Annotated in this window: 16 protein-coding genes and 2 pseudogenes; 9 read left to right on the top strand and 9 right to left on the bottom strand. The window is 73.3% G+C overall.

Going from position 1 to position 19,571, the window contains the following annotated elements:
- Positions 1 to 5: 5 nt before the first annotated feature.
- Positions 6 to 1,517: pseudogene (locus ABZY33_RS15065) on the top strand (hypothetical protein); the annotation flags it as partial.
- Positions 1,518 to 2,149: 632 nt separating this feature from the next.
- Here the strand turns inward: ABZY33_RS15065 and ABZY33_RS15070 are convergent.
- Entirely contained in the window at positions 2,150 to 3,652 is a 1,503-nt protein-coding gene (locus ABZY33_RS15070) for a PLP-dependent aminotransferase family protein (protein WP_356491993.1), read from the bottom strand.
- 137 nt (positions 3,653 to 3,789) lie between these two features.
- Here ABZY33_RS15070 and ABZY33_RS15075 point away from each other — a divergent pair, with 137 nt between their 5' ends.
- The 4 genes from ABZY33_RS15075 (at position 3,790) to ABZY33_RS15090 (ending at position 7,216) form a co-directional block, all read left to right on the top strand.
- Entirely contained in the window at positions 3,790 to 4,422 is a 633-nt protein-coding gene (locus ABZY33_RS15075) for a hypothetical protein (RefSeq protein WP_356492058.1), read from the top strand.
- Positions 4,419 to 5,186, top strand: coding sequence for a glycerophosphodiester phosphodiesterase (locus ABZY33_RS15080; RefSeq protein WP_356491994.1), 768 nt, complete (start codon positions 4,419 to 4,421; stop codon positions 5,184 to 5,186). The genes ABZY33_RS15075 and ABZY33_RS15080 overlap by 4 nt, the downstream gene beginning before the upstream one ends.
- A 45-nt stretch (positions 5,187 to 5,231) precedes the next feature.
- Positions 5,232 to 6,587 carry an MFS transporter gene (locus tag ABZY33_RS15085; RefSeq protein ID WP_356491995.1) on the top strand — a complete coding sequence of 452 codons (1,356 nt, stop codon included), beginning with the start codon at positions 5,232 to 5,234 and terminating at the stop codon, positions 6,585 to 6,587.
- 254 nt (positions 6,588 to 6,841) lie between these two features.
- Positions 6,842 to 7,216 (top strand): RNA polymerase-binding protein RbpA, encoded by a 375-nt coding sequence (locus tag ABZY33_RS15090; protein ID WP_003977404.1) that lies wholly within the window; start codon positions 6,842 to 6,844, stop codon positions 7,214 to 7,216.
- Positions 7,217 to 7,323: 107 nt separating this feature from the next.
- Here the strand turns inward: ABZY33_RS15090 and fxsA are convergent, their stop codons facing one another.
- The 4 genes from fxsA to ABZY33_RS15110 form a co-directional block, all read right to left on the bottom strand.
- Positions 7,324 to 7,914, bottom strand: a complete 591-nt coding sequence (fxsA, locus tag ABZY33_RS15095; protein WP_356491996.1) for an FxsA family membrane protein — start codon at positions 7,912 to 7,914, stop codon at positions 7,324 to 7,326.
- 57 nt (positions 7,915 to 7,971) lie between these two features.
- Positions 7,972 to 8,757: a polyprenol monophosphomannose synthase gene (locus ABZY33_RS15100; RefSeq protein WP_356491997.1), complete on the bottom strand. Its 786-nt coding sequence runs from the start codon at positions 8,755 to 8,757 to the stop codon at positions 7,972 to 7,974.
- 418 nt (positions 8,758 to 9,175) lie between these two features.
- Positions 9,176 to 10,789, bottom strand: coding sequence for an amidohydrolase (locus ABZY33_RS15105; RefSeq protein WP_356491998.1), 1,614 nt, complete (start codon positions 10,787 to 10,789; stop codon positions 9,176 to 9,178).
- Between the two features lie 86 nt (positions 10,790 to 10,875).
- Positions 10,876 to 11,316: an Lrp/AsnC family transcriptional regulator gene (locus tag ABZY33_RS15110; RefSeq protein WP_324767677.1), complete on the bottom strand. Its 441-nt coding sequence runs from the start codon at positions 11,314 to 11,316 to the stop codon at positions 10,876 to 10,878.
- Positions 11,317 to 11,553: 237 nt separating this feature from the next.
- Between ABZY33_RS15110 and ABZY33_RS15115 the strand changes: the two genes are divergently transcribed.
- Positions 11,554 to 12,006 (top strand): hypothetical protein, encoded by a 453-nt coding sequence (locus tag ABZY33_RS15115; RefSeq protein ID WP_356491999.1) that lies wholly within the window; start codon positions 11,554 to 11,556, stop codon positions 12,004 to 12,006.
- Position 12,007: 1 nt separating this feature from the next.
- Here ABZY33_RS15115 and ABZY33_RS15120 read toward each other — a convergent pair whose 3' ends face one another.
- Together ABZY33_RS15120 and ABZY33_RS15125 are read right to left on the bottom strand one after the other, a co-directional pair.
- Positions 12,008 to 13,111, bottom strand: coding sequence for a phosphotransferase family protein (locus ABZY33_RS15120; RefSeq protein WP_356492000.1), 1,104 nt, complete (start codon positions 13,109 to 13,111; stop codon positions 12,008 to 12,010).
- Between the two features lie 48 nt (positions 13,112 to 13,159).
- Entirely contained in the window at positions 13,160 to 14,233 is a 1,074-nt protein-coding gene (locus ABZY33_RS15125; protein ID WP_356492059.1) for a hypothetical protein, read from the bottom strand.
- A gap of 442 nt (positions 14,234 to 14,675) precedes the next feature.
- On the opposite strand from ABZY33_RS15125, the pseudogene ABZY33_RS15130 reads away from it, so the two are divergent.
- Positions 14,676 to 14,858 (top strand): annotated as a pseudogene (locus ABZY33_RS15130) (hypothetical protein); the annotation flags it as partial.
- Here ABZY33_RS15130 and ABZY33_RS15135 read toward each other — a convergent pair.
- Complete coding sequence (locus ABZY33_RS15135) at positions 14,821 to 15,984, bottom strand: acyl-CoA dehydrogenase family protein (protein ID WP_356492001.1); 1,164 nt, start codon at positions 15,982 to 15,984, stop codon at positions 14,821 to 14,823. The pseudogene ABZY33_RS15130 and the gene ABZY33_RS15135 overlap by 38 nt on opposite strands.
- Positions 15,985 to 16,382: 398 nt before the next feature.
- Here ABZY33_RS15135 and ABZY33_RS15140 point away from each other — a divergent pair, with 398 nt between their 5' ends.
- The gene (locus ABZY33_RS15140) at positions 16,383 to 17,624 is read left to right on the top strand and encodes a glycoside hydrolase family 18 protein (RefSeq protein ID WP_356492002.1); all 1,242 of its coding nucleotides are present in this window, start codon (positions 16,383 to 16,385) and stop codon (positions 17,622 to 17,624) included.
- 77 nt (positions 17,625 to 17,701) lie between these two features.
- Here the strand turns inward: ABZY33_RS15140 and ABZY33_RS15145 are convergent, their stop codons facing one another.
- Positions 17,702 to 17,857 (bottom strand): SCO1431 family membrane protein, encoded by a 156-nt coding sequence (locus ABZY33_RS15145; protein ID WP_356492003.1) that lies wholly within the window; start codon positions 17,855 to 17,857, stop codon positions 17,702 to 17,704.
- 206 nt (positions 17,858 to 18,063) lie between these two features.
- Here ABZY33_RS15145 and ABZY33_RS15150 point away from each other — a divergent pair, with 206 nt between their 5' ends.
- Entirely contained in the window at positions 18,064 to 19,545 is a 1,482-nt protein-coding gene (locus ABZY33_RS15150; protein WP_356492004.1) for a M1 family metallopeptidase, read from the top strand.
- Positions 19,546 to 19,571 lie beyond the last annotated feature (26 nt).

Here is a 19,571-nt window from a genome sequence, read left to right on the forward strand (position 1 = left end):
CCGACGTGGCCAGGCGCCCCCTCCCCCGCATTCTGAGCAACGGCAGCGCCTCGATCGCCCGAAGCCGGGAACTGGCGCGGACGGCCGCCGACAGCGCCACCGACGTCCTCCATCCGCTCATCACGATCACCCGTGGACTGCGCCGCCTGGTCGCCGCCGGGCGGCGCAGGTGGGTGGAGACCCCCAAGGAGCGGCGCGGGCCGCTGCTCTTCCTGGTGGGCGCCGTGGTCCTGGTCATGGTGTTCCTCCCGTACGGGCCGTTGCTGGCGTTCGTCACCCTGATGGCGGCGGCCGCCTGGAAGGGGCGCGACCCCAAGCCCGAGGAGCCGAGCGGTCCCGACGAGTCACAGGTCCAGCGGCTGTCCTCGCTCTACGAAGCGCTTGTCCCGTACTTCTCCGTCCCGGAGGACCCCAGCCCCCTGTACGCCCACGGCGGCGAGTGGGAGAAGGCATTCGAGGCCTACGACTTCGACGGCGACGGCCGTTTCGGGCGGCTGTCGATCCGCTACCCCGCCTACTTCACCGATGGCGAGGCCGAGTCCCGGGCCCGCATCGAGCAGCTGCTCAACGCCAAGCTGGGCCGGGGCCGCGAGTACCACTTCGGGTGGGACGAGGAGGCCAACCACCTGACGGTGACCGTCCTCGCTCCGCTGCCCACGGACATCGCCGCCCAGCGGTTCGTCACGTCCCCCGGCGAGACCGTCCTCGGCTTCACCGACGAGACCGGTGTGCAGCGCACCCTGCCCGTCATGGACGGCGAGGAGCAGCGCGACGTGCCCCCGGTCGTGTGGCGCACCGGCATCCGCTCCACCGAGCCCCACCTGCTGGTCGTCGGCCAGCCCGGCAGCGGCACCAGTTCGCTGCTGCGCTCGATCGCGCTCCAGGCCCTGCAGCACGGTGACGTCCTGGTCATCGAGGGCAGCGGGACCGGCGACTACGCGTGCCTCGTCGGACGCGCCGGTGTCCTCACGGTGGAGTCCGGCCTCGGCGGCGCCCTCGCCAGCCTCGAATGGGCCGCCCACGAGACCGAGCGCAGGCTGATCGCGGCGAACCGGGCACGTCAGTCCGGGCACCCCGCCCCGGACGACATCAAGCGGCCCCTGTGGATCCTGCTCGACCGGCCCACCGCCCTCGGCCACCTCGCGGCGGCGGACGGCCGCACCGACCCGCAGACCCTGCTCCAGGTCCCGCTGCGGCACGGGCGCGCGGCGGGCGTGACGGTCGCCGTCGCCGAGCAGTTCGACGCGCTCCCCGCCCTCGACGAGGCGGTCGGCCAGCACACCCGCGCGCGCGTGGTGCTCGGTCCGGCCTCGCCCGCGGAGCTGCGGGACGTCCTGGGCGCCCTGCCCCGCACGACCCCCACCTCGGATGTCCCGCCCGGCCGCGGCTACGCCCGCCTGGGCACCGGAGAGGTCCACCGGCTCCAGGTGCCGGCCACCCCGGACCCGTACGACGAGGCGACGAGCGAGGCCCACCGGCAGGCGGTCATCGCCCTACTGCCGGACCGGGCGACCCCGGACGCCGCCGCGCCCGCCCCCGCCGCTCAGACACCGCCCCCAGCGGCAGCGCCGCCCGTCGCCGCACCCGTACGGGCCGACGCGGCGAACGACAGCCCTGAGCCGCTCCCCCGGGAGGCCCAGACGCGGGAGCCGGCCCCGGCAGGGCCCCAGCCACAGGAAGCCACTCCGGAGGCGGCGGCCCGCACACCGGAGACCGCGACTCCCGCAGAGGCCCGCGCGCCCGAGTCGGTCCCCGCGGACGCCCTCACCCAGGGAACGGCCCCGACAGCGGACCGGACACCGCAGGCAGCCCGGGCCGCCACCCACACACCGCAGAGGGCCCGTGCGGAGGCCCACACACCCGAGACAACCCCGGCGGAAGCCCTCACACCGGAGCCAGCCCCGACGGAAGCCCCCCTGCGAGAGACCTCCCCGACAGGAGTCCGTGCGCCCGAGGTGGCCCCGGAAGCGGCCCGCACGCCGCAGACCGTCCCGGCGGAGGCTCGCACCGCGGCGACGGCAGAGGCCGCCGCACCCGATGCGCCCCCAGTCGACACCCGTACGCCCGAGACCGTCCCCGCGGACACCCGCACCCCGGAACCCGTCCCGCACGGCGCCGAAGCGCTCGCCGAGCGGTAGGGCGGTGGGTGTCAGGCGATCAGGGTGCGGGGGACGTCCCCGCCCGCGCTCTGGCCCTCGCTGACCAGTCGGACCGCCGTCGCCAGGCGCGTGGCCGCCTCGTCGGCCACCGCGCCGCCGACCGTGAACGGCAGCCGCACGTAGCCCTCGAAGGCGCCGTCGACCCCGAACCGCGGTCCGGACGGCACCCGCACCCCCACCCGTTCGCCCACCTCCGCGAGCCGTGAGCCCGACAGACCGCCCGCCTTCACCCACAGGGTCAGCCCGCCGTCCGGCACGTCGAACTCCCAGGAGGGCAGCTCCCGCCGGACCGCCGTGACCAGCGCGTCCCGGTTCTCCCGGGCCTGGTCGCGGCGGAGCTGCACGGCCGCCTCCCAGCCCCCGGTGCTCAGCAGCCAGTTCACGGCCAGCTGTTCCAGCACCGGCGTACCCAGATCCGCGTAGGCGCGCGCGGCGACCAGGCTGCGGATGACGTCCGGGGCGGCCCGCACCCAGCCGATCCGCATGCCCGCCCAGAACGCCTTGCTCGCCGAGCCGACGGTGATGACGGTCGAGCCGCCGGGGTCGAAGGCGCAGACCCGGCGCGGCATTACGTGGTCCGGGTCGAAGTGCAGCTCGGTCATGGTCTCGTCGACGACGAGCACCGTGCCGGCCGACCGCGCGGCGTCCACCAGCGAACGGCGCTGGTCCTCGTCGGCGAGGGCCCCGGTCGGGTTGTGGAAGTCGGCGACCACGTAGGCGAGCCGGGGCGAGGCGTCGCGCAGGACCTGCCGCCACCGGTCGAGGTCCCAGCCGGTCAGGCCGTCCGCCATGGCGACGGGGACGAGCCGCAGCCCGGCCTCGCGCATCAGCTGGAGGATGTTGGCGTAGCTGGGAGACTCCACGGCGACCCGTTCGCCGCGGCCCGCGAAGAGGTGGCAGATGGCGTCGATGGCCCCCATCGCGCCGGTCGTGACCATGATCTGTTCGGGCATCGTGGCGATCCCGTGCGCGGTGTAGCGCTCGGCGATCATCGCGCGGAGCGCGGGCAGGCCGGCCGGGTAGTCGCCGTGCGTGTGGGCGTACGGCGCGAGCTCCTCCAGGGCGCCCTGGACGGCCCGGGTCAGCCAGGGTTCGGGCGCGGGCAGGGCCGCCGTGCCGAGGTCGATCATCGAACCGAGCGCTTCCGGCGGCAGGGGTTCGAGGCCGCGAGCCGGGAGCGGGTTGCCCGCGGGGACGGCGGTCCAGCTGCCCGCCCCTCTGCGGGACTCCAGGAACCCCTCGCCGCGCAGCGCCTCGTAGGCCGCGGCGACCGTCGTCCGGCTCACCGAGAGCGCCTGCGCCAGTTCGCGTTCGGCCGGGAGCCGGGCGGCGACCGGGACGCGGCCCTCCAGGACGAGGAGCCGGACACCGTCGGCGAGCGCACGATAGGCGGGCGGACGGCGCCCCGAGGAGCCCGCCGGACGCGGCTGCTGCTGCGAGGTGAGCAGCCGGGCGAGCTGCGCCGACCCCATCGCCGAAGTCCACTGCGCCATGCGAATCAGTCCACCTATCCGGAATTGGCCATGGTTGACGTCTGCGTCGGAGCCACAGAGTGTCATGGGCCAGGCCACTACCACCACAGGGGGATCCCGTGTCCGCTTCGCCGCCCACACCGTCCGGCGGCCGTGCCGTGCGCCGGCTCGTCCAGCTGTACGTGGGGCTCGCGCTGTACGGCGCCAGTTCGGCGCTGCTCGTGGAGGCCGGGCTCGGCCTGGAGCCGTGGGGTGTCCTGCATCAGGGGCTCGCCGAGCTGACGGGCATCTCCATCGGCGTCGTGTCGATCATCGTGGGCGCGATCGTGCTGCTCCTGTGGATCCCGCTGCGGCAGCGCCCGGGGCTCGGCACGGTCTCGAACGTCTTCGTGGTCGGGCTCGCCATGGACGCCACCCTTGCGGTGGTGCCGTCCGTGCACGCCTACGGGGTGCGCGTTCCGCTGCTGGCCGCGGCGATCGTGCTCAACGGGATCGCGACCGGCCTCTACATAGCGGCCCGGTTCGGCCCGGGTCCGCGCGACGGCCTCATGACCGGCCTGCACCGGCGCACCGGCCGCTCGATCCGCCTGATGCGCACCGCCGTCGAGGTCACGGTGGTCGCCACCGGCTTCCTGCTGGGCGGCACCATCGGCGTGGGCACGGTCGTGTACGCCCTCGCGATCGGTCCGCTGGCCCAGTTCTTCCTGCGCGCCTTCACCGTCCCCGCCCCGGCCGCCGCCCCGACCGTGGTGGCGGGCGCGGAGCCGCGGCGGGCGATACTGCCCCGGTGACCGACCCCGTACGCCACCCCTACCTCGACCACCCCGGTCCGCTCGCCCTCGCCCACCGCGGCGGGGCGGCGGACGGGCTGGAGAACACCGTCGCCGCCTTCCGCCGCGCCGTCGGCCTCGGCTACCGCTACATCGAGACCGATGTGCACCGCACCGCCGACGGCCGGCTCGTCGCCTTCCACGACGAGACGCTCGACCGGGTCACCGACGGCAGCGGCCGGATCGCCGACCTCCCCTGGGACGAGGTGCGCCGCGCGCGCGTGGCGGGCAGCGAGCCGGTGCCGCTCTTCGAGGAGCTGCTGGAGACCTTCCCCGACGTCCGCTGGAACGTCGATGTCAAGGCGGAGTCCGCGCTGCTCCCCCTCCTCGGTCTGCTCCGCCGTACGCGCGCGTGGGACCGCGTCTGCGTCGGCTCGTTCTCGGAGCCCCGCGTCGCCCGGGCCCAGGCGCTCGCGGGCCCGCGCCTGGCCACGTCGTACGGCACCCGCGGGGTGGTGGGCCTGCGCCTGCGGTCGTACGGGGTGCCGGCCGCGCTGCGCCGCTCCGCCGTGTGCGTGCAGGTGCCGGTGGCGCAGTACGGGATCCGGGTGGTCGACCGGCGCTTCGTCCGGGCCGCCCACGCGCGCGGGACGCAGGTCCACGTCTGGACGGTCAACGACGAGGCCGAGATGCGGCGGCTGCTCGACCTCGGGGTCGATGGCATAGTTTCCGATCACATCGAGACGCTGCGCGATGTTCTCGTGGACCGGGGCACCTGGGTCTGAGGGCCGCGGCGCGGCGGCGGGCCACGGGGACACAAGGGGACACGGGTGGGGACCGACACCGTGCGGGGGGCGGCGTCCGAGGCGGCCGCCCGCGCCGAGCGCCGGCGCGAGCAGCGCGGCTGGTACTTCTACGACTGGGCCTGTTCGGTCTACTCGACGAGCGTCCTGACGGTGTTCCTCGGCCCGTACCTCACCTCGGTCGCGAAGGCGGCGGCCGACGCGGAAGGCTTCGTGCACCCGCTCGGCATACCCGTCCGGGCGGGGTCCTTCTTCGCGTACACGGTCTCGCTCTCGGTGCTCCTGTCGGTCTTCCTGATGCCGCTCGCGGGCACCGCCGCCGACCGCACGGGCCGCAAGAAGCCGCTGCTGGCGACGGCCGCGTACGTGGGCGCCGCGGCGACGGCGGGCATGTTCTTCCTGGACGGCGAGCGGTATCTGCTCGGGGGCGCGCTCCTGGTGGTCGCCAATGCCGCGCTGGCCGTCTCGATGGTGCTCTACAACTCCTACCTGCCGCAGATCGCGCCCCCGCAGGAGCGCGACGCCGTCTCCTCGCGGGGATGGGCGTTCGGTTACGCCTCGGGCGCCCTCGTGCTCGTGGCGAACCTGTGGCTGTACACGTCCCACGCCACCTTCGGTGTCTCGGAGTCGACGGCGGTGCGCATCTGTCTGGCCTCGGCGGGCGTGTGGTGGGGCGCGTTCACTCTGGTGCCACTACGCCGTCTGCGCGACCGGCGCCCGGCGCACGCGCCGGGCGCGCCGGTATCGGGCCCGCGTCAGTTCCTGGCCACGGTGAAGGGGATGCGCCGCTATCCGCGGACGCTCTCCTTCCTTCTCGCCTATCTCGTCTACAACGACGGCGTCCAGACGGTGATCTCGCAGGCGTCCGTGTACGGCTCCGAGGAACTGCGGCTGGGCCAGTCGACACTCATCGTGGCGGTGCTGCTCGTCCAGGTCCTGGCGGTGGTCGGGGCGCTCGCGATGGGCCGTCTGGCCCGCGCCTACGGCGCCCGGCGCACGATCCTCGGCTCCCTCGTGGCCTGGACCGTGACGATCGGGGCGGGGTACTTCCTGCCGAGCGGCTCGGCGACGTGGTTCTTCACCCTGGCGGTGGGTATCGGCCTCGTTCTCGGGGGTACTCAGGCCCTGTCCAGGTCACTGTTCTCGCATCTGGTTCCGGCCGGGAAGGAGGCGGAGTACTTCTCCGCGTACGAAATGAGCGACCGGGGCATGAGCTGGCTGGGGCCCCTGGTGTTCGGCCTCGCCTACCAGCTGACCGGGAGTTATCGGGACGCCATCGTGTCCCTGGTGGTCTTCTTCGTGCTCGGTTTCGTCCTGCTGGCCCGGGTCCCGGTACGGCAGGCGGTACGCGACGCGGGGAATCCCGTACCGGCCCGGATTTAGCCCCTGAGGGCAAAGGCCGGTAGTGTACGCGGTTGGCCTGCCAGGCGTACCGTTACTGCACGTCAAGAATGTGAGACGCCAGGTGACATCTGGCGTCAGATGTGACAAACCGGGCGTCGGTGGGTACAACAAGGGGCGGCTACGACGGCGACGCATGACCCGGAACGGGAATCTTTACCGCCGACCGGACGTTGACCGGATGACGACGACAGCGACACCTGTCCTGTGGGCGACAAGCCCGGGAGGCACGATTCATGAGTGAGCGAGCTCTTCGCGGTACCCGCCTCGTGGTGACGAGCTACGAGACGGACCGCGGCATCGACCTGGCTCCGCGCCAGGCCGTGGAGTACGCATGCGAGAAGGGACATCGCTTTGAGATGCCCTTCTCGGTGGAGGCCGAAATTCCGCCGGAGTGGGAGTGCAAGGTCTGCGGGGCCCAGGCACTCCTCGTGGACGGTGACGGCCCTGAGGAGAAGAAGGCCAAGCCGGCCCGTACGCATTGGGACATGCTGATGGAGCGGCGCACCCGCGAGGAGCTCGAAGAGGTCCTTGAGGAGCGTCTGGCCGTCCTGCGTTCGGGCGCGATGAACATCGCGGTCCACCCGAGGGACAGCCGCAAGTCGGCCTGACCCGAAGGCTCGGCGTGACGTGAGACGGCCGGGGCCGGACACACTTGGTGTGTCCGGCCCCGGCCGTTTTGCGCTGTGCGCGTGCGGACGGGCGCGCCCGCGGCGCCTCAGGACGGCATGATCGGCGGGCGCGGGCCCGTGCCGTCGCCGCGGCCCGCCGGGCGCTCGTCCTCCCGGACGACCTCGCCCTGGATCACCGTGCTGCCGCCCGGCCGGTCCCGGCGGGCCTGCTGGAACGCGGCGCCGAACGCGCCCTGGGTCGCCGTGGTCATCCGGCGCTGGACGGCGCGCTCCGTGGAGCGGCTCAGCGCGGCGCGGACCGGCGGGACGAGCAGCAGCAGGCCGAGGGCGTCCGAGACGAACCCGGGGATCATCAGGAACAGGCCGGCCAGCATCAGCAGTCCGTTGCCCTGCGGGCGCTGCTCGCCCTCCTCCACGGCGCCCGTCCGGTGGCGCTGGAGCGTCTCGCTGAGGTTCTGGAAGGCGCGGCGCCCGGCTGCCTTGATCACGACGGCGCCGAGCACGAAGCCCGCCACCAGGAGCAGGCAGAGCGCGAAGCCACCGACGGCTCCCGCCACCACCGTGAGCAACCAGATCTCCAGGACCACCCACGCCGCGACGGCGAGCGGGAGGAACGTGCGGAGCCGGGAGCGCCGGCCCCCTGCGGGCTGGTTGCGGGGCGGAGTACCAGTGGTCATGTCCCCAGTGTGCCTGGGGACACGTGCGCGTGACGTAAGCGGAGGATCAGGAGGGGCTCAGGGGCGGCTGGAGGGGCCTTGCGCGGGGCGGCCGAGGATCTTGCCCACGCGCTCCCCCACGCCCCACGTGGTGACCCGCCACAGGGCCTCCACGACGATGTCCTTGCTCATCTTGGAGTCGCCCAGCTCGCGCTCGACGAAGGTGATGGGGACCTCGACCACGTGGTAGCCGGCCTTCACGGCGCGGCGCGCCAGGTCGACCTGGAAGCAGTAGCCCTGCGAGGCGACGTCGCCGAGGCCGAGACCTTCGAGGGTCTCGCGGCGGAACGCGCGGAAACCGCCGGTGACGTCGCGGATCGGCACGTCCAGCAGGAAGCGGGAGTACGTGGAGCCGCCGCGGGAGAGGAACTCGCGGGACTTGGGCCAGTTCACGACGCGCCCGCCGGGCACCCAGCGCGAGCCGAGCACGAGGTCGGCCTGCTTGAGCGCGGTGAGCAGCCGCGGCAGCTCCTCCGGCTGGTGGGAGCCGTCGGCGTCCATCTCGACCAGAACCCCGTACCCCTGCTCCATGCCCCAGGCGAAGCCGGCCAGGTACGCGGCGCCGAGACCTTCCTTGCCGGTCCGGTGCAGCACATGGACGTGGTCGTCCGCGGCGGCCAGCTCGTCGGCGAGCTTGCCCGTGCCGTCGGGGCTGTTGTCGTCGGCGACCAGCACGTGGGCCGCGGGCACCGCGGCCCGTACGCGGCCGACGATGGAGGTGATGTTCTCCGCCTCGTCATAGGTCGGAATGATCACCAGGGTCGTACCCAGAGGGCCGAACCCGCGCCCGCCGCCGTCGCTCACAGCTTCCCCTTAGAACTTCAGTACACAAGGGGACCAGCTTAGCGAGCGCCGCGGATCGGCCTGACACTGCGGATCGGGGCCGGACGTCCTTCGGGCCGACCTGGGGCCCGCTGGCTGCGGGTCGACCGAAAGCCGTTGTCTACTGAACGTCCGGGCCCCACCCGGGTCGCACCTCGCCGACCGGCCGGAACGTTCCGGCACCCCGTGGCGCGGGCGCCGGACTGCGTTCTACGACTGCCTGGTTCGCCCGGTCGTACGACAGGTGGTGGACCCGGCCGAACCTACCCGCCGACCGCCGCGGTCTGTCAACACCCCTTCGACCTGCGTCTCTTTCAGAAGACGCCTGGTCAGGGCCGAGGATTCGCAGGTCGTACGGGAGGGAACGGGACCGGGGCCGACCGCGCGCCGCCCCGGTACATCACTCGTCCGGCCCTACGAAGACCGGCTGTCCGGAGACCACCGTCCGCAGACAGACGGGGAGTTGGGCGCCGGGCGAGAGATCCGGCAGGCCGGGCGTGCCGGAGCGCGGGTCGGTCGACCAGCGGGCCACCCGGTCGTCGGGGGCCTGCACGATCAGCTCGTCGGTGCGCCAGACGGCGTAGTCCGCGGGGGCGCCGGGGACCAGGACACCGGCGTCGTCGCGGCCGACGGCGCGCCAGCCCCCGCGCGTGTGGGCCGTGAAGGCGGCGCGCACGGAGACCCGGTGTCCCGGCGTGCGGTGGAAGGCGGCGGCGCGCACGGTGCCCCAGGGGTCCAGCGGGGTGACCGGGGCGTCGGAGCCGAAGGCGAGGGGGACGCCGGCCCGCAGCAGGGCCGCGTACGGGTTGAGTGTGCGGGCCCGTTCGGCGCCGAGGCGGTCGGCGTACATGCCGTCCTCACCGCCCCACAGCGCGTCGAAGGCGGGCTGCACGGAGGCGGTGAGGCCGAACTCGGCGAAGGCGGCGATCGTCTCGGGCGTCAGCATCTCGGCGTGCTCGACGCGGTGCCGGGCGGCGCGGACGCGGGCGAGGCCGACCTTCTCCGCGGCCGCGCGCAGCCCCTCGACGACCGCGCTCACGGCGGCGTCGCCGATCGCGTGGAAACCGGCCTGGAGCCCCGCCTCGGTGCAGGCGACGAGGTGAGCGGCGACGTCCTCGGCCGTCAGGTACGCGGTCCCGGTGTGGGCCGCGTCCTTGTAGGGGGCGTGCAGACAGGCCGTGTGCGAGCCGAGGGCGCCGTCCACGAACAGGTCGCCGGCCGCGCCGAGGGCGCCGAGGCCGCGGACCCGTTCGATGTCGCGGTCGGCCCAGTACCCGGCGACGCGCGGACCCGGCTCCGAGCGGGCCAGGTCGAGCAGGCCGGTGAAGTCGTCCTCGGAGGAGATGTCCGGGCCGCCGCACTCGTGGAGCGAGCCGATACCGAGGGACGCGGCGTGGCGCAGGGCCGCGCGCTGGGCCTCGGTGCGCTGCTGCGGCCCCACGGCGCCCAGGGCGGCGGCGCGCACCGCGTGGTGGGCGTCGCGCGTCAGGGGCCCGTCCTGGACGTACCCGGGCCGGGCGGTGACACCGGGGACCAGATCGAGCAGGGCGGTGCTGACGACGGCGGAGTGCACGTCGATGCGGGAGAGGTAGAGAGGCCGGCCGCCGGTGGCCTCGTCGAGTTCGGCGCGCGAGGGCGGGCGGTCCTCGGGCCAGCGGGCCGCGTCCCAGCCGTGCCCGAGCAGGACCCGGTCGGTGGGCCGGGCCGTGGCGAACTCCCGTACGAGGGTGAGGGCTTCGGTGCGGGAGCGCGCGGCCGTGAGGTCGAGCCCGGTGAGGGCGAGCCCGGTCGACGTGGTGTGCACGTGCGCATCGGTGAACGCGGGGGTGACCAGGGCCCCGTCGAGGTCGAGGACCTCGTCGACGCCGTCCGCGAAGGCGTCCGCCGCGCCTTCCGAACCGACCCACGCGACGTGTCCTGCTTCCACCACCATTGCGGTGGCGAAGGGATCGGCGGGGCTGTGGACCTCGCCGCGCCTCAGGAGGACGGTGCGGGTGCTGGTGGGCGTGCTCATGAGGGGCATTCTCCCGCGCCGGGTGCCGCGCGCGGGCGCCGGGGTCCCTTTTGTCGGTCCGCCCCGCAGGCCGGAGGGGGGCGGCCTCAGATGCGGGGCGGCCGTGCCTCGTAGGGGGTCGACAGGACGACGGTCGTGCGGGTCGAGACGCCGGCCAGCGAGCGGACCCGGGCCAGCAGGTTCTCCAGTTCGTGCGGGGTCTCCACCCGCACCTTCAGGATGTAGTTCTCCTCGCCGGCCACGCTGTGGCAGGCCTCGATCTCGGGGACGCCCGCGAGCCGCTCCGCGATGTCGTCGGGGGCGCTCGGGTCGAACGGCTTCACCGAGATGAACGCGGTGAGCGGCAGCCCCACCGCCTCGGGGTCGACGACGGCGGCGTACCCGCGGATCACGCCGCGCTGTTCGAGGCGGCGCACGCGCTGGTGCACGGCCGACGTGGACAGGCCCGTGGCCTTGCCCAGGTCGGTGTAGCTCATCCGCCCGTCCTTGACGAGCAGTTGCACGATCTGTCGGTCGAGCTCCTCCATGGGCCAGAACCTACAGGTCCCGTGATCGCCCCGGATACCTGAAGGACACCCGGACCGCGCCCGGGAAGGCCCTCACGCGTACCGCCCGCACGGCATCCGCAATCGGAGTGTGACGAAGACCACATGGTTCCGGCCGTGTCCGTTCCGGTGAAGCGGTTACCTCGCGGGCCGGACGGGAAGTGCTTGCTGTGGTCGAGGCCGCGGTTCCTGGTCGGCCCACCCGAGGGGGAGATTCCCATGCAGAGTACGAAGCGTTCCGGACGCACGGCCACGCGCCGGTCCAAGCAGACGACGGTCGCGTCCCAGCCGGAGGGTGTCGAACCCGACGTCTTCGACACGGAGGACAGCGAGGCGTACGACGCCTACGACACCTTCGAGATGTACCGGGTGCTGTGCCCGGACTGCGCCCAGCCCATCGCGCTCCTGGCGGACGAGGACGTCCTGCCCGAGCACGCGCTGTGCGCGTCACCGTGGAACCCGTTCGGCCTCACCGTCTGCGCGGGCACCGGCCGCGCCGCCGCCGAGGCGCGCCCCGCGGACGAGCTGACGGGCGCTCAGGAGCAGGACACGTCGCTGCTGTTGACGCTCCCGCAGGGGCTCGACTGGCGCACCCAGCCGTTCTCGCACGTGGGCGGAGCCGCCTCGCGTCCGATCCGGGTGCCCGTGCAGGTGAGCCGCCGGGCCGCCTGACCTACCCCGCACCCTCCCAGTACCTGCCCTGCACCATGGCCCGCAGGCTGCCGTGGTGCAGGATCAGCGTGTCCGGATCCGCGGGAACGGCGGCCTCGCCGAAGTGCACCTGCCGGTAGGCGATGCGGAGCATGACGACGGCGTGCCGCAGTGCCGCGTAGAGCGTGTAGAACTCCATGTCCCGCGGGGTCCGGCCGGTGAGTTCGCCGTAGCGGGCCTCGACCCGGTCGCGGCGCAGGAAGCCGGGCAGTCCTCGCCGGCCGGAGCTCTCCGTCAGGTCCTGGAAGAAGCGGTGCAGGTAGATGGTCCAGCCGAGGTCCACCTCGCGCGGGGCGAGCGCCGCCATCTCCCAGTCGAGGATCGCGGCCGGTGTGAACCCGTCGTAGACGATGTTGCCGATCCGGGCGTCGCCCCAGTTCAGGACGGGGTCCGTCTCCTCATCGGGCCACAGCGACGCCAGCCGGTCGAAGGCGCTCTCGATGAGGGGTGAGCGCGGCCGGCCCTCGACCACCCAGGCGTAGTGGGCGCGCTGGGCCGCCACGTGCCGGCGCAGCGGGCTGCCCGCACCGGGCAGGGTGAGGAACCGCGCCTCGGCCGCGGGCACGCCGTCGTGCAGCCGGGCCAGCAGCCGCAGGGTCTCCTCTTCGAGGCGTGCCCGCTCGGCGTCCGTGGCGTCGTGCAGCCAGTTCCCGCCGTAGGTGTACGGCATGACGTCGGGCGGGACGCGGCCCGCCACCCGTTCCATCACGAAGAAGGGCGCGCCGAGCGGGCCCGCGTCCTCCTCCAGCCAGAGCACGCGCGGTACCGGCAGACCGGTCCGCTCGGCGACGAGGCGCATCGTGCGGTACTGGCGCGGCATGTCGTAGACCGGGAAGACCGGGTACGCGGCCGGGTCCGCGGCCAGCCGCAGCACGCAGGCCCGCAGCGGGGGCCGCGGGTGGTCGAGGTCGAAGAGGAGGGTCTCCCCGGACATGCCGTTGGACTCGGGGACGGTGACACGCACGGCCCGCGCGCCGGGCAGCCGGTGGTCCAGCCAGGCGGTGAGCCTGCGGGCGATCTCCTCGGGGTCGCGGGTGGAGGTGCGGGGGCGCGGTGCTGGGGCCATGGCCGGACTCCCTTTCCGTACCGGGTGAGCGCGGGCCCTGCCGGGTGGTCACGGGCGGGCGGGGGCCACCGAGTCGAAGCCGGTGAAGCCGCTCGGGTCGTGGCGGCCGAAGCTGCCGTGCTCGAAGATGCCGTGGCCGACCTGGCCGCCGAGGGTGAAGCGGGCGGCGTGGTCGCTCACGCCGTAGGCGGCCAGGGGGTGTGCCGCCGGGTCGGAGAGGTCGTAGACGCGGCGGTCGGTCCAGCCGGGGCCGCGCCAGGTGCCGTGCTGCCAGTCCTCGGCGGGCGGATAGCCCGCGCCGACGGCGAGCGGGGAGGAGGTGAGGATCTCCACGCCCAGGTCGAGAGGGGTGCCGTCCGCCGGGTCGGTGAGGTGGACGACCGCGCCCGAGGGGTGGCGGGTGCCGGGGCGGTAGGCGATGTCGGCCCGGGGCCAGCCCAGTTGGCGGTCGCGGTGTCCCTCGCGGACCAGGGTCGCGTCGTTCAGGGTGCGGTAGCCGTCCGCGTCCTCCTGCACCACGACCATCAGGAAGCGGTCGTCGAAGCGGACCGGTGCCCAGATCCAGTGGAAGCCCTCGGTGGGACGGTCCTCGGCGAACCGGCCGCCCTCCTCGCCGGGCACGGGGCGGACGCCCCAGCTGCGGTCGCGGGTCCCGGTCCAGCCGCGCACCTCGCTCTCGCGGCCACCGGCGCGCAGCCGGCCCTCGGCCCGGCCGGCCTGGACGAACCGCTTGCCCTCCAGGGTCAGCCGGGCGCCGCGGCGCTGGGTGTGGTGGGGTTCCCACAGCGCCGGGAAGTCGGCGCGCCACGTGATCTCGTACGCGAGCCCGTCCGGGTCGTCCGGGTCGGCGGCGCAGGTCAGGCGGAAGTCGTGGAGCGGGCGTTCGACCTCGATGCGCAGCGGGCCGACCGCCATCCGCATGCGGTTCTCGTCGCTCAGCGCGTCCGAGGCGCGGGTGGCGTAGAGGGTGGAGCCGGTGCGCAGGGTCGCGTACGCGTCGATGACACCGAGGTTGGGGTAGACGCCGAGGCCGAGGATGAGCAGGAACTCGCCCTCGGTGTCGAAGAGATGGAAGATGCAGCGGTCGTAGGCGTTCCGGTCGCTGGTGGCGACGTGCCGCATCGACAGCGGCACTTGGTGCACCGGGTACTCGTCGAACGCGACGGGTCGCTCGTCCTCGGCCACGGCATCCCTCCGGAGGCGTACGGCAGTTGACGTCCGCCGGACCGAGTGCGGCGGCCCCGGCCGGGTATTTGACGGTACGTCAGCTCTGCGGCGGTGGCCAGACGGGCGACGGGCGAGCTGCCTCCGGTGAGGTCGCGAACGCACAGCCGATTACGGGGATCGGTGACCCGGGCCGGTCCCCGTCCGTTCCCCTGGCATGACCTCGACGCAGACACCGGCCTCCGCACCCACCGGCCGTCGCAGGCACGGCCTCGTCCCCGTCCCCGCAGAATCGGTTCGGCAGCCGCAGCAGGCCTATCCGTCGTATCAGACGTACGCACCGCAGCAGGGCTATCAGCCGGCGCAGCAGACGTTCCAGCCCCATGCGGCGCACCAGCCCCCGCCGGCCCCGCAGGCCCCGGTCCAGGACCCGCCGCTCTACCGCGCCCTGCTCGCCGCCTGGGCCGAGCGCGGCAGGACCCTGCCGGGGCACCACGACCCGGAGTGGGTGCGGCTCGTGGCGCCCCTCGTGCGCACGGGGCAGTTCAGCGGGACTCAGGACCCGCGAGGTGACGGGCGATGACCATGCGCTGGATCTGATTGGTGCCCTCGACGATCTGGAGCACCTTCGCCTCCCGCATGTAGCGCTCGACCGGGAAGTCGGCGGTGTAGCCGTACCCGCCGAAGACCTGCACGGCGTCCGTGGTCACCTTCATCGCCGCGTCCGTGCAGAGCAGCTTCGCCATGGCGGCCTGCTTGGAGAACGGCCGGCCCGCGTCCCGCAGCCGCGCCGCCGACAGGTACAGGGCCCGGCCCGCCTCGACCTGCGTCGCCATGTCCGCGAGCAGGAACCGCAGGCCCTGGAAGTCGGCGATGGGCCGCCCGAACTGGTTGCGCCCCTTCGCGTACGCCACCGCCTCGTCCAGCGCCGCCTGCGCCACGCCGATCGCGCAGGCCGCGATGCCGAGCCGGCCGGAGTCGAGCGCGGAAAGGGCGATCTGGAAGCCCTGCCCCTCGTCGCCGATCCGGCGCGCGTCGCTGACCCGTACGCCGTCGAAGTGGACCTGCGCGGTCGGTGAGCCCTTCATCCCCATCTTCTTCTCCGGCGCCGCGGCGCTCAGCCCCTCGGCGTCGCCGGGGACCAGGAAGGCCGTGATGCCGTGCGCGCCTTCGCCGCCGCTGCGGGCCAGCACGGTGTAGAAGTCCGCGACGCCACCGTGGGTGATCCACGCCTTGGTCCCGGAGAGGACCCAGTCGTCGCCGTCGCGCACCGCCTTCGTGCGCAAGGAGGCGGCGTCCGAACCCGAGGACGGCTCGGAGAGGCAGTACGCGCCCAGCAGCCCGCCGCCGAGCATGCCGGGCAGGTACTCCGTCCGCTGCTGCTTGGTGCCGAAGTTGGCGAGGGCGTGGCAGGAGAGCGAGTGCACGCTCACGCCGAGACCGACGGTCAGGCGCGCGGCCGCGAGTTCTTCGAGGACCTGGAGGTAGACCTCGTAGGGCTGGTCGCCGCCGCCGAACTCGGCCTCGTAGGCGAGGCCCAGCAGGCCCGACGAGGAGAGCAGGGTGAACGCCGCGCGCGGGAAGCGGCTCGCGTCCTCGTCCTCGGACGCGCGCGGGGCGATCTCCCGCCGCGCGATGTCGCGGACCAGCGCCAGCAGGTCCCTGGCCTCGTCCGTCGGCACCTGACGCTCGACTCCTGGCTCCGGCATGGCGACGCTCTCCTCTGGTCGGGCACGGCGGCGGCGCGCGCGGGGTGGGGCGGCGTCGCCGGGTGGTCACTACCGGGCCGATGCTGCCCGTCCGGGTCTCGGAAGGGCCTGACCAGCGGCTGCGGCGTGTTGAGTATTCCCGAGAAAGAGCCCCGCGTCACCAGTTAACGACCGCTTACTCCAGCTTTTTCGCCGCGCCCGCCGTCAGACCGGAGTGCGGGCGGAAGCGCGGGCGGCAAATTGGTTCGGACCATTGACCCACTGGTCTAGTCCTCCTACTGTTCCGTTCAACGACTTACCGCGTTCATGTCAGTCCCGGCGGACGCGCGGAAGCCGTGCTCCACGCAGGTCCACAGCACCACCTCCCCCATGTCCTCCCTCCCCCACGAGGAGACACGATGCTCAGACCGCACCTCCCCCACGCGCGCCTCACCTCGCTCACCGCCGCCGCGTGCTGCGCGGCACTCGGCGCGGGACTGCTCGTCTCCGCCGGCAGCGCGAGCGCCCAGCCGGAGCGCGCCTCCGCACCGGCCGCGGCCGGTTCGAAGGTCGTCGGCTACTTCACCGAGTGGGGTGTCTACGACCGGAACTACCACGTCAAGAACGTCGAGACGTCCGGCTCCGCAGCCAAGCTCACCCACATCAACTACTCCTTCGGCAACGTCCAGGGCGGCAAGTGCGCCATGGGCGACTCCTACGCCGCGACGGACAAGGCCTACACCGCCGACCAGTCCGTGGACGGCGTCGCCGACACCTGGGACCAGCCGCTGCGCGGCAACTTCAATCAGCTGCGCAAGCTGAAGAAGAAGCACCCGAACCTCAAGATCCTGTGGTCCTTCGGCGGCTGGACCTGGTCCGGCGGGTTCACGGAGGCGGCGAAGAACCCGGCCGCGTTCGCCCAGTCCTGCTACGACCTGGTGGAGAACTCCAAGTGGGCCGATGTCTTCGACGGCATCGACATCGACTGGGAGTACCCCAACGCCTGCGGCCTGACCTGCGACACCAGCGGGCGCGACGCGTACAAGAAGCTGATGGCGGCGCTGCGCGCGAAGTTCGGCAGCGGCGCGCTGCTCACCTCCGCCATCCCGGCCGACGCCTCGGCGGGCGGCAAGCTGGACGCCACCGACTACGCGGGCGCCGCCCAGTACGTCGACTGGTACAACCCGATGACGTACGACTACTTCGGCGCGTGGGACGCCAAGGGGCCGACCGCCCCGCACTCGCCGCTGAAGGCGTACACCGGGATACCGAAGGCCGGGTACAACACCGACGCCACGATCACCAAGCTGAAGGCGGCGGGGGTGCCCGCCTCGAAGCTGCTGCTCGGCATCGGCTTCTACGGGCGCGGCTGGACCGGCGTCACCCAGGACGCGCCCGGCGGCACCGCGACCGGGCCGGCCGCCGGCAAGTACGAGCAGGGCATCGACGACTACAAGGAGCTGAAGACCAAGTGCCCCGCCACGGGCACGGTCGGCGGCACCGCGTACGCGCACTGCGGCACGAACTGGTGGAGCTACGACACCCCGGCCACCATCGCGGGGAAGATGACCTACAAGAACCAGCAGGGCCTGGGCGGCACCTTCCTGTGGGAGCTGTCCGGCGACACGGCGAACGGTGAGCTGATCAAGGCCGTGAGCTAAAGGCTGTCGTACGACGCGAGGGGCGGGGCCCGGTCGTCCGGGTCCCGCCCCTCGCGTGTCGTCAGGGGTGGCTCAGGTCACATCAGACCGGTCTGCGTGACGAGCATGGCCAGCACCACGACGAGGGCCCAGCCCATGAAGTGTTCGAGGATCTTCGGGCCGTCCTCCTGCGGGCCGCCGGTGCGGGCACGCGAGGCGGCGGGGGCCTGGCTGGCTACGGAGCTTGCGGTCATGGGTGTCTCACTCACTGGGATCATGGCGTGGTCGTGATGGGCCCGGCGCCACGGGCCGTCCGACGGTCCTGGGTCCCCTCCCGGCGCCCCTACCACCTTGCCACCGGAACGCCGGTGCGCGGCCGAGACCTTGGTCACGCACAACCGGCCCGGGACGTGGCGCGTCCCACACTGCGACGTGTTTCCTCCCGACCGGAAGGACCTCGATGCGCACGTACCGGACCCCCCGACGCAGCGGCCGTCTCGCCGCCGCCGCGCTCACCGTCGCCGCGGCGCTGACCGGCCCGGCCGTCGCGCAGGCCGCCGGCGCCTCCCCCGCGCCCACGCCGGGCGCCCCCGGCCTCGGCGACCCGATGTTCCCGCTCGACGGCAACGGCGGTTACCGGGTCCGCCACTACACGCTCGACTTCGACTGGCAGGCGCCGCGGACCCCGTTCGCCGCGTCGACGACGATCAGGGCCACGGCCACCCAGGCACTCTCGCGGTTCGACCTGGACTTCGCGGGCAACGAGCTGCGCTCGGTCACCGTGAACGGCAGCCCCGCGCAGACCCGGCGGGACGGCGACGAGCTCGTCGTCACGCCCAAGTCCGCGCTGCGCGCGGGCACTTCGTTCACCGTGCGGGTCGACTACGTCGCCGATCCGACGCAGAGGCGCCACCGCGACGACGCGATCGAGGACTACGGCTGGATACCCACGCCCGACGGCACGGTCCTGTACCCGCAGCCCGACGGCGCCAAGATGATCTTCCCGGCCGACGACCACCCGAGCCGCCGGGCCCCTTACACCTTCCATGTCACGACCCCGGCCGGTCTGGAGGCCGTCGCCAACGGGCGGCTCGTCGACCGTGCCACGCGCCCGGACGGCCGGGTCCGCTGGACCTACGACTCCGAACAGCCGGTCGCCGCCCAGCTCGTCCAACTCGCCATCGGGGATTTCACGTTCGTCGACCGTACGGGGCCGGGCGGGCTGCCGTTGCGCGATGTCGTCCCGCCCGCCCTGGTGGCCGCGACCCAGCCGTACCGCGACCTCACGCCCGGCCATCTGGCATGGCTGCAGAAGCAGTTGGGCCCCTTTCCCTTCCACCGCTACGGCGTCCTGGTCGGGGACACGGACCTCGGCGTGGCGCTGGAGACGCAGACGCTGTCGCTGCTGCCGAAGGCCGACCTCCTCGGCACGCAGGTCGATGCCGAGCGCGATCTGCTCCACGAGCTGACCCACCAGTGGTTCGGCGACAGCGTCGCCCTGGCCACCTGGTCCGACCTGTGGCTCACCGAAGGGCACGCCCGCTTCTACGAGCGGCTCTACTCCCAGGAGCACGGCGGCGACAGTTTCGAGGCCGCCATGAGGACCGCGTACGAGAGCCACGACCAATGGCGCCGCGACTACGGGGCGCCCGCGGAGCCCACCGAGCCGAACCTCTTCAAGCGCATGCGCTACGACGGCTCCGCGCTGGTCCTGTACGCGCTGCGGGAGAAGGTGGGCGCGGAGACGTTCCAGCGCATCGAGCGGGCCTGGGTCACGACGTACCGCGGCCGGACGGCCTCGACCGCCGACTACATCACGCTGGCCTCCCGGGTCGCGGGTGAGGATCTGGCGGGCTTCCTGCACCCCTGGCTGTACGGGGCGACGACCCCGCCGATGCCCGGCCACCCCGACTGGGTGGTGGCCCCGGTCGTCACGGGCTGATCCGGGGCGCCGCGCGGTCCCTCCGG

This window comes from Streptomyces sp. NPDC006552 (genome assembly GCF_040611655.1).
Taxonomy (GTDB): Bacteria; Actinomycetota; Actinomycetes; order Streptomycetales; family Streptomycetaceae; genus Streptomyces.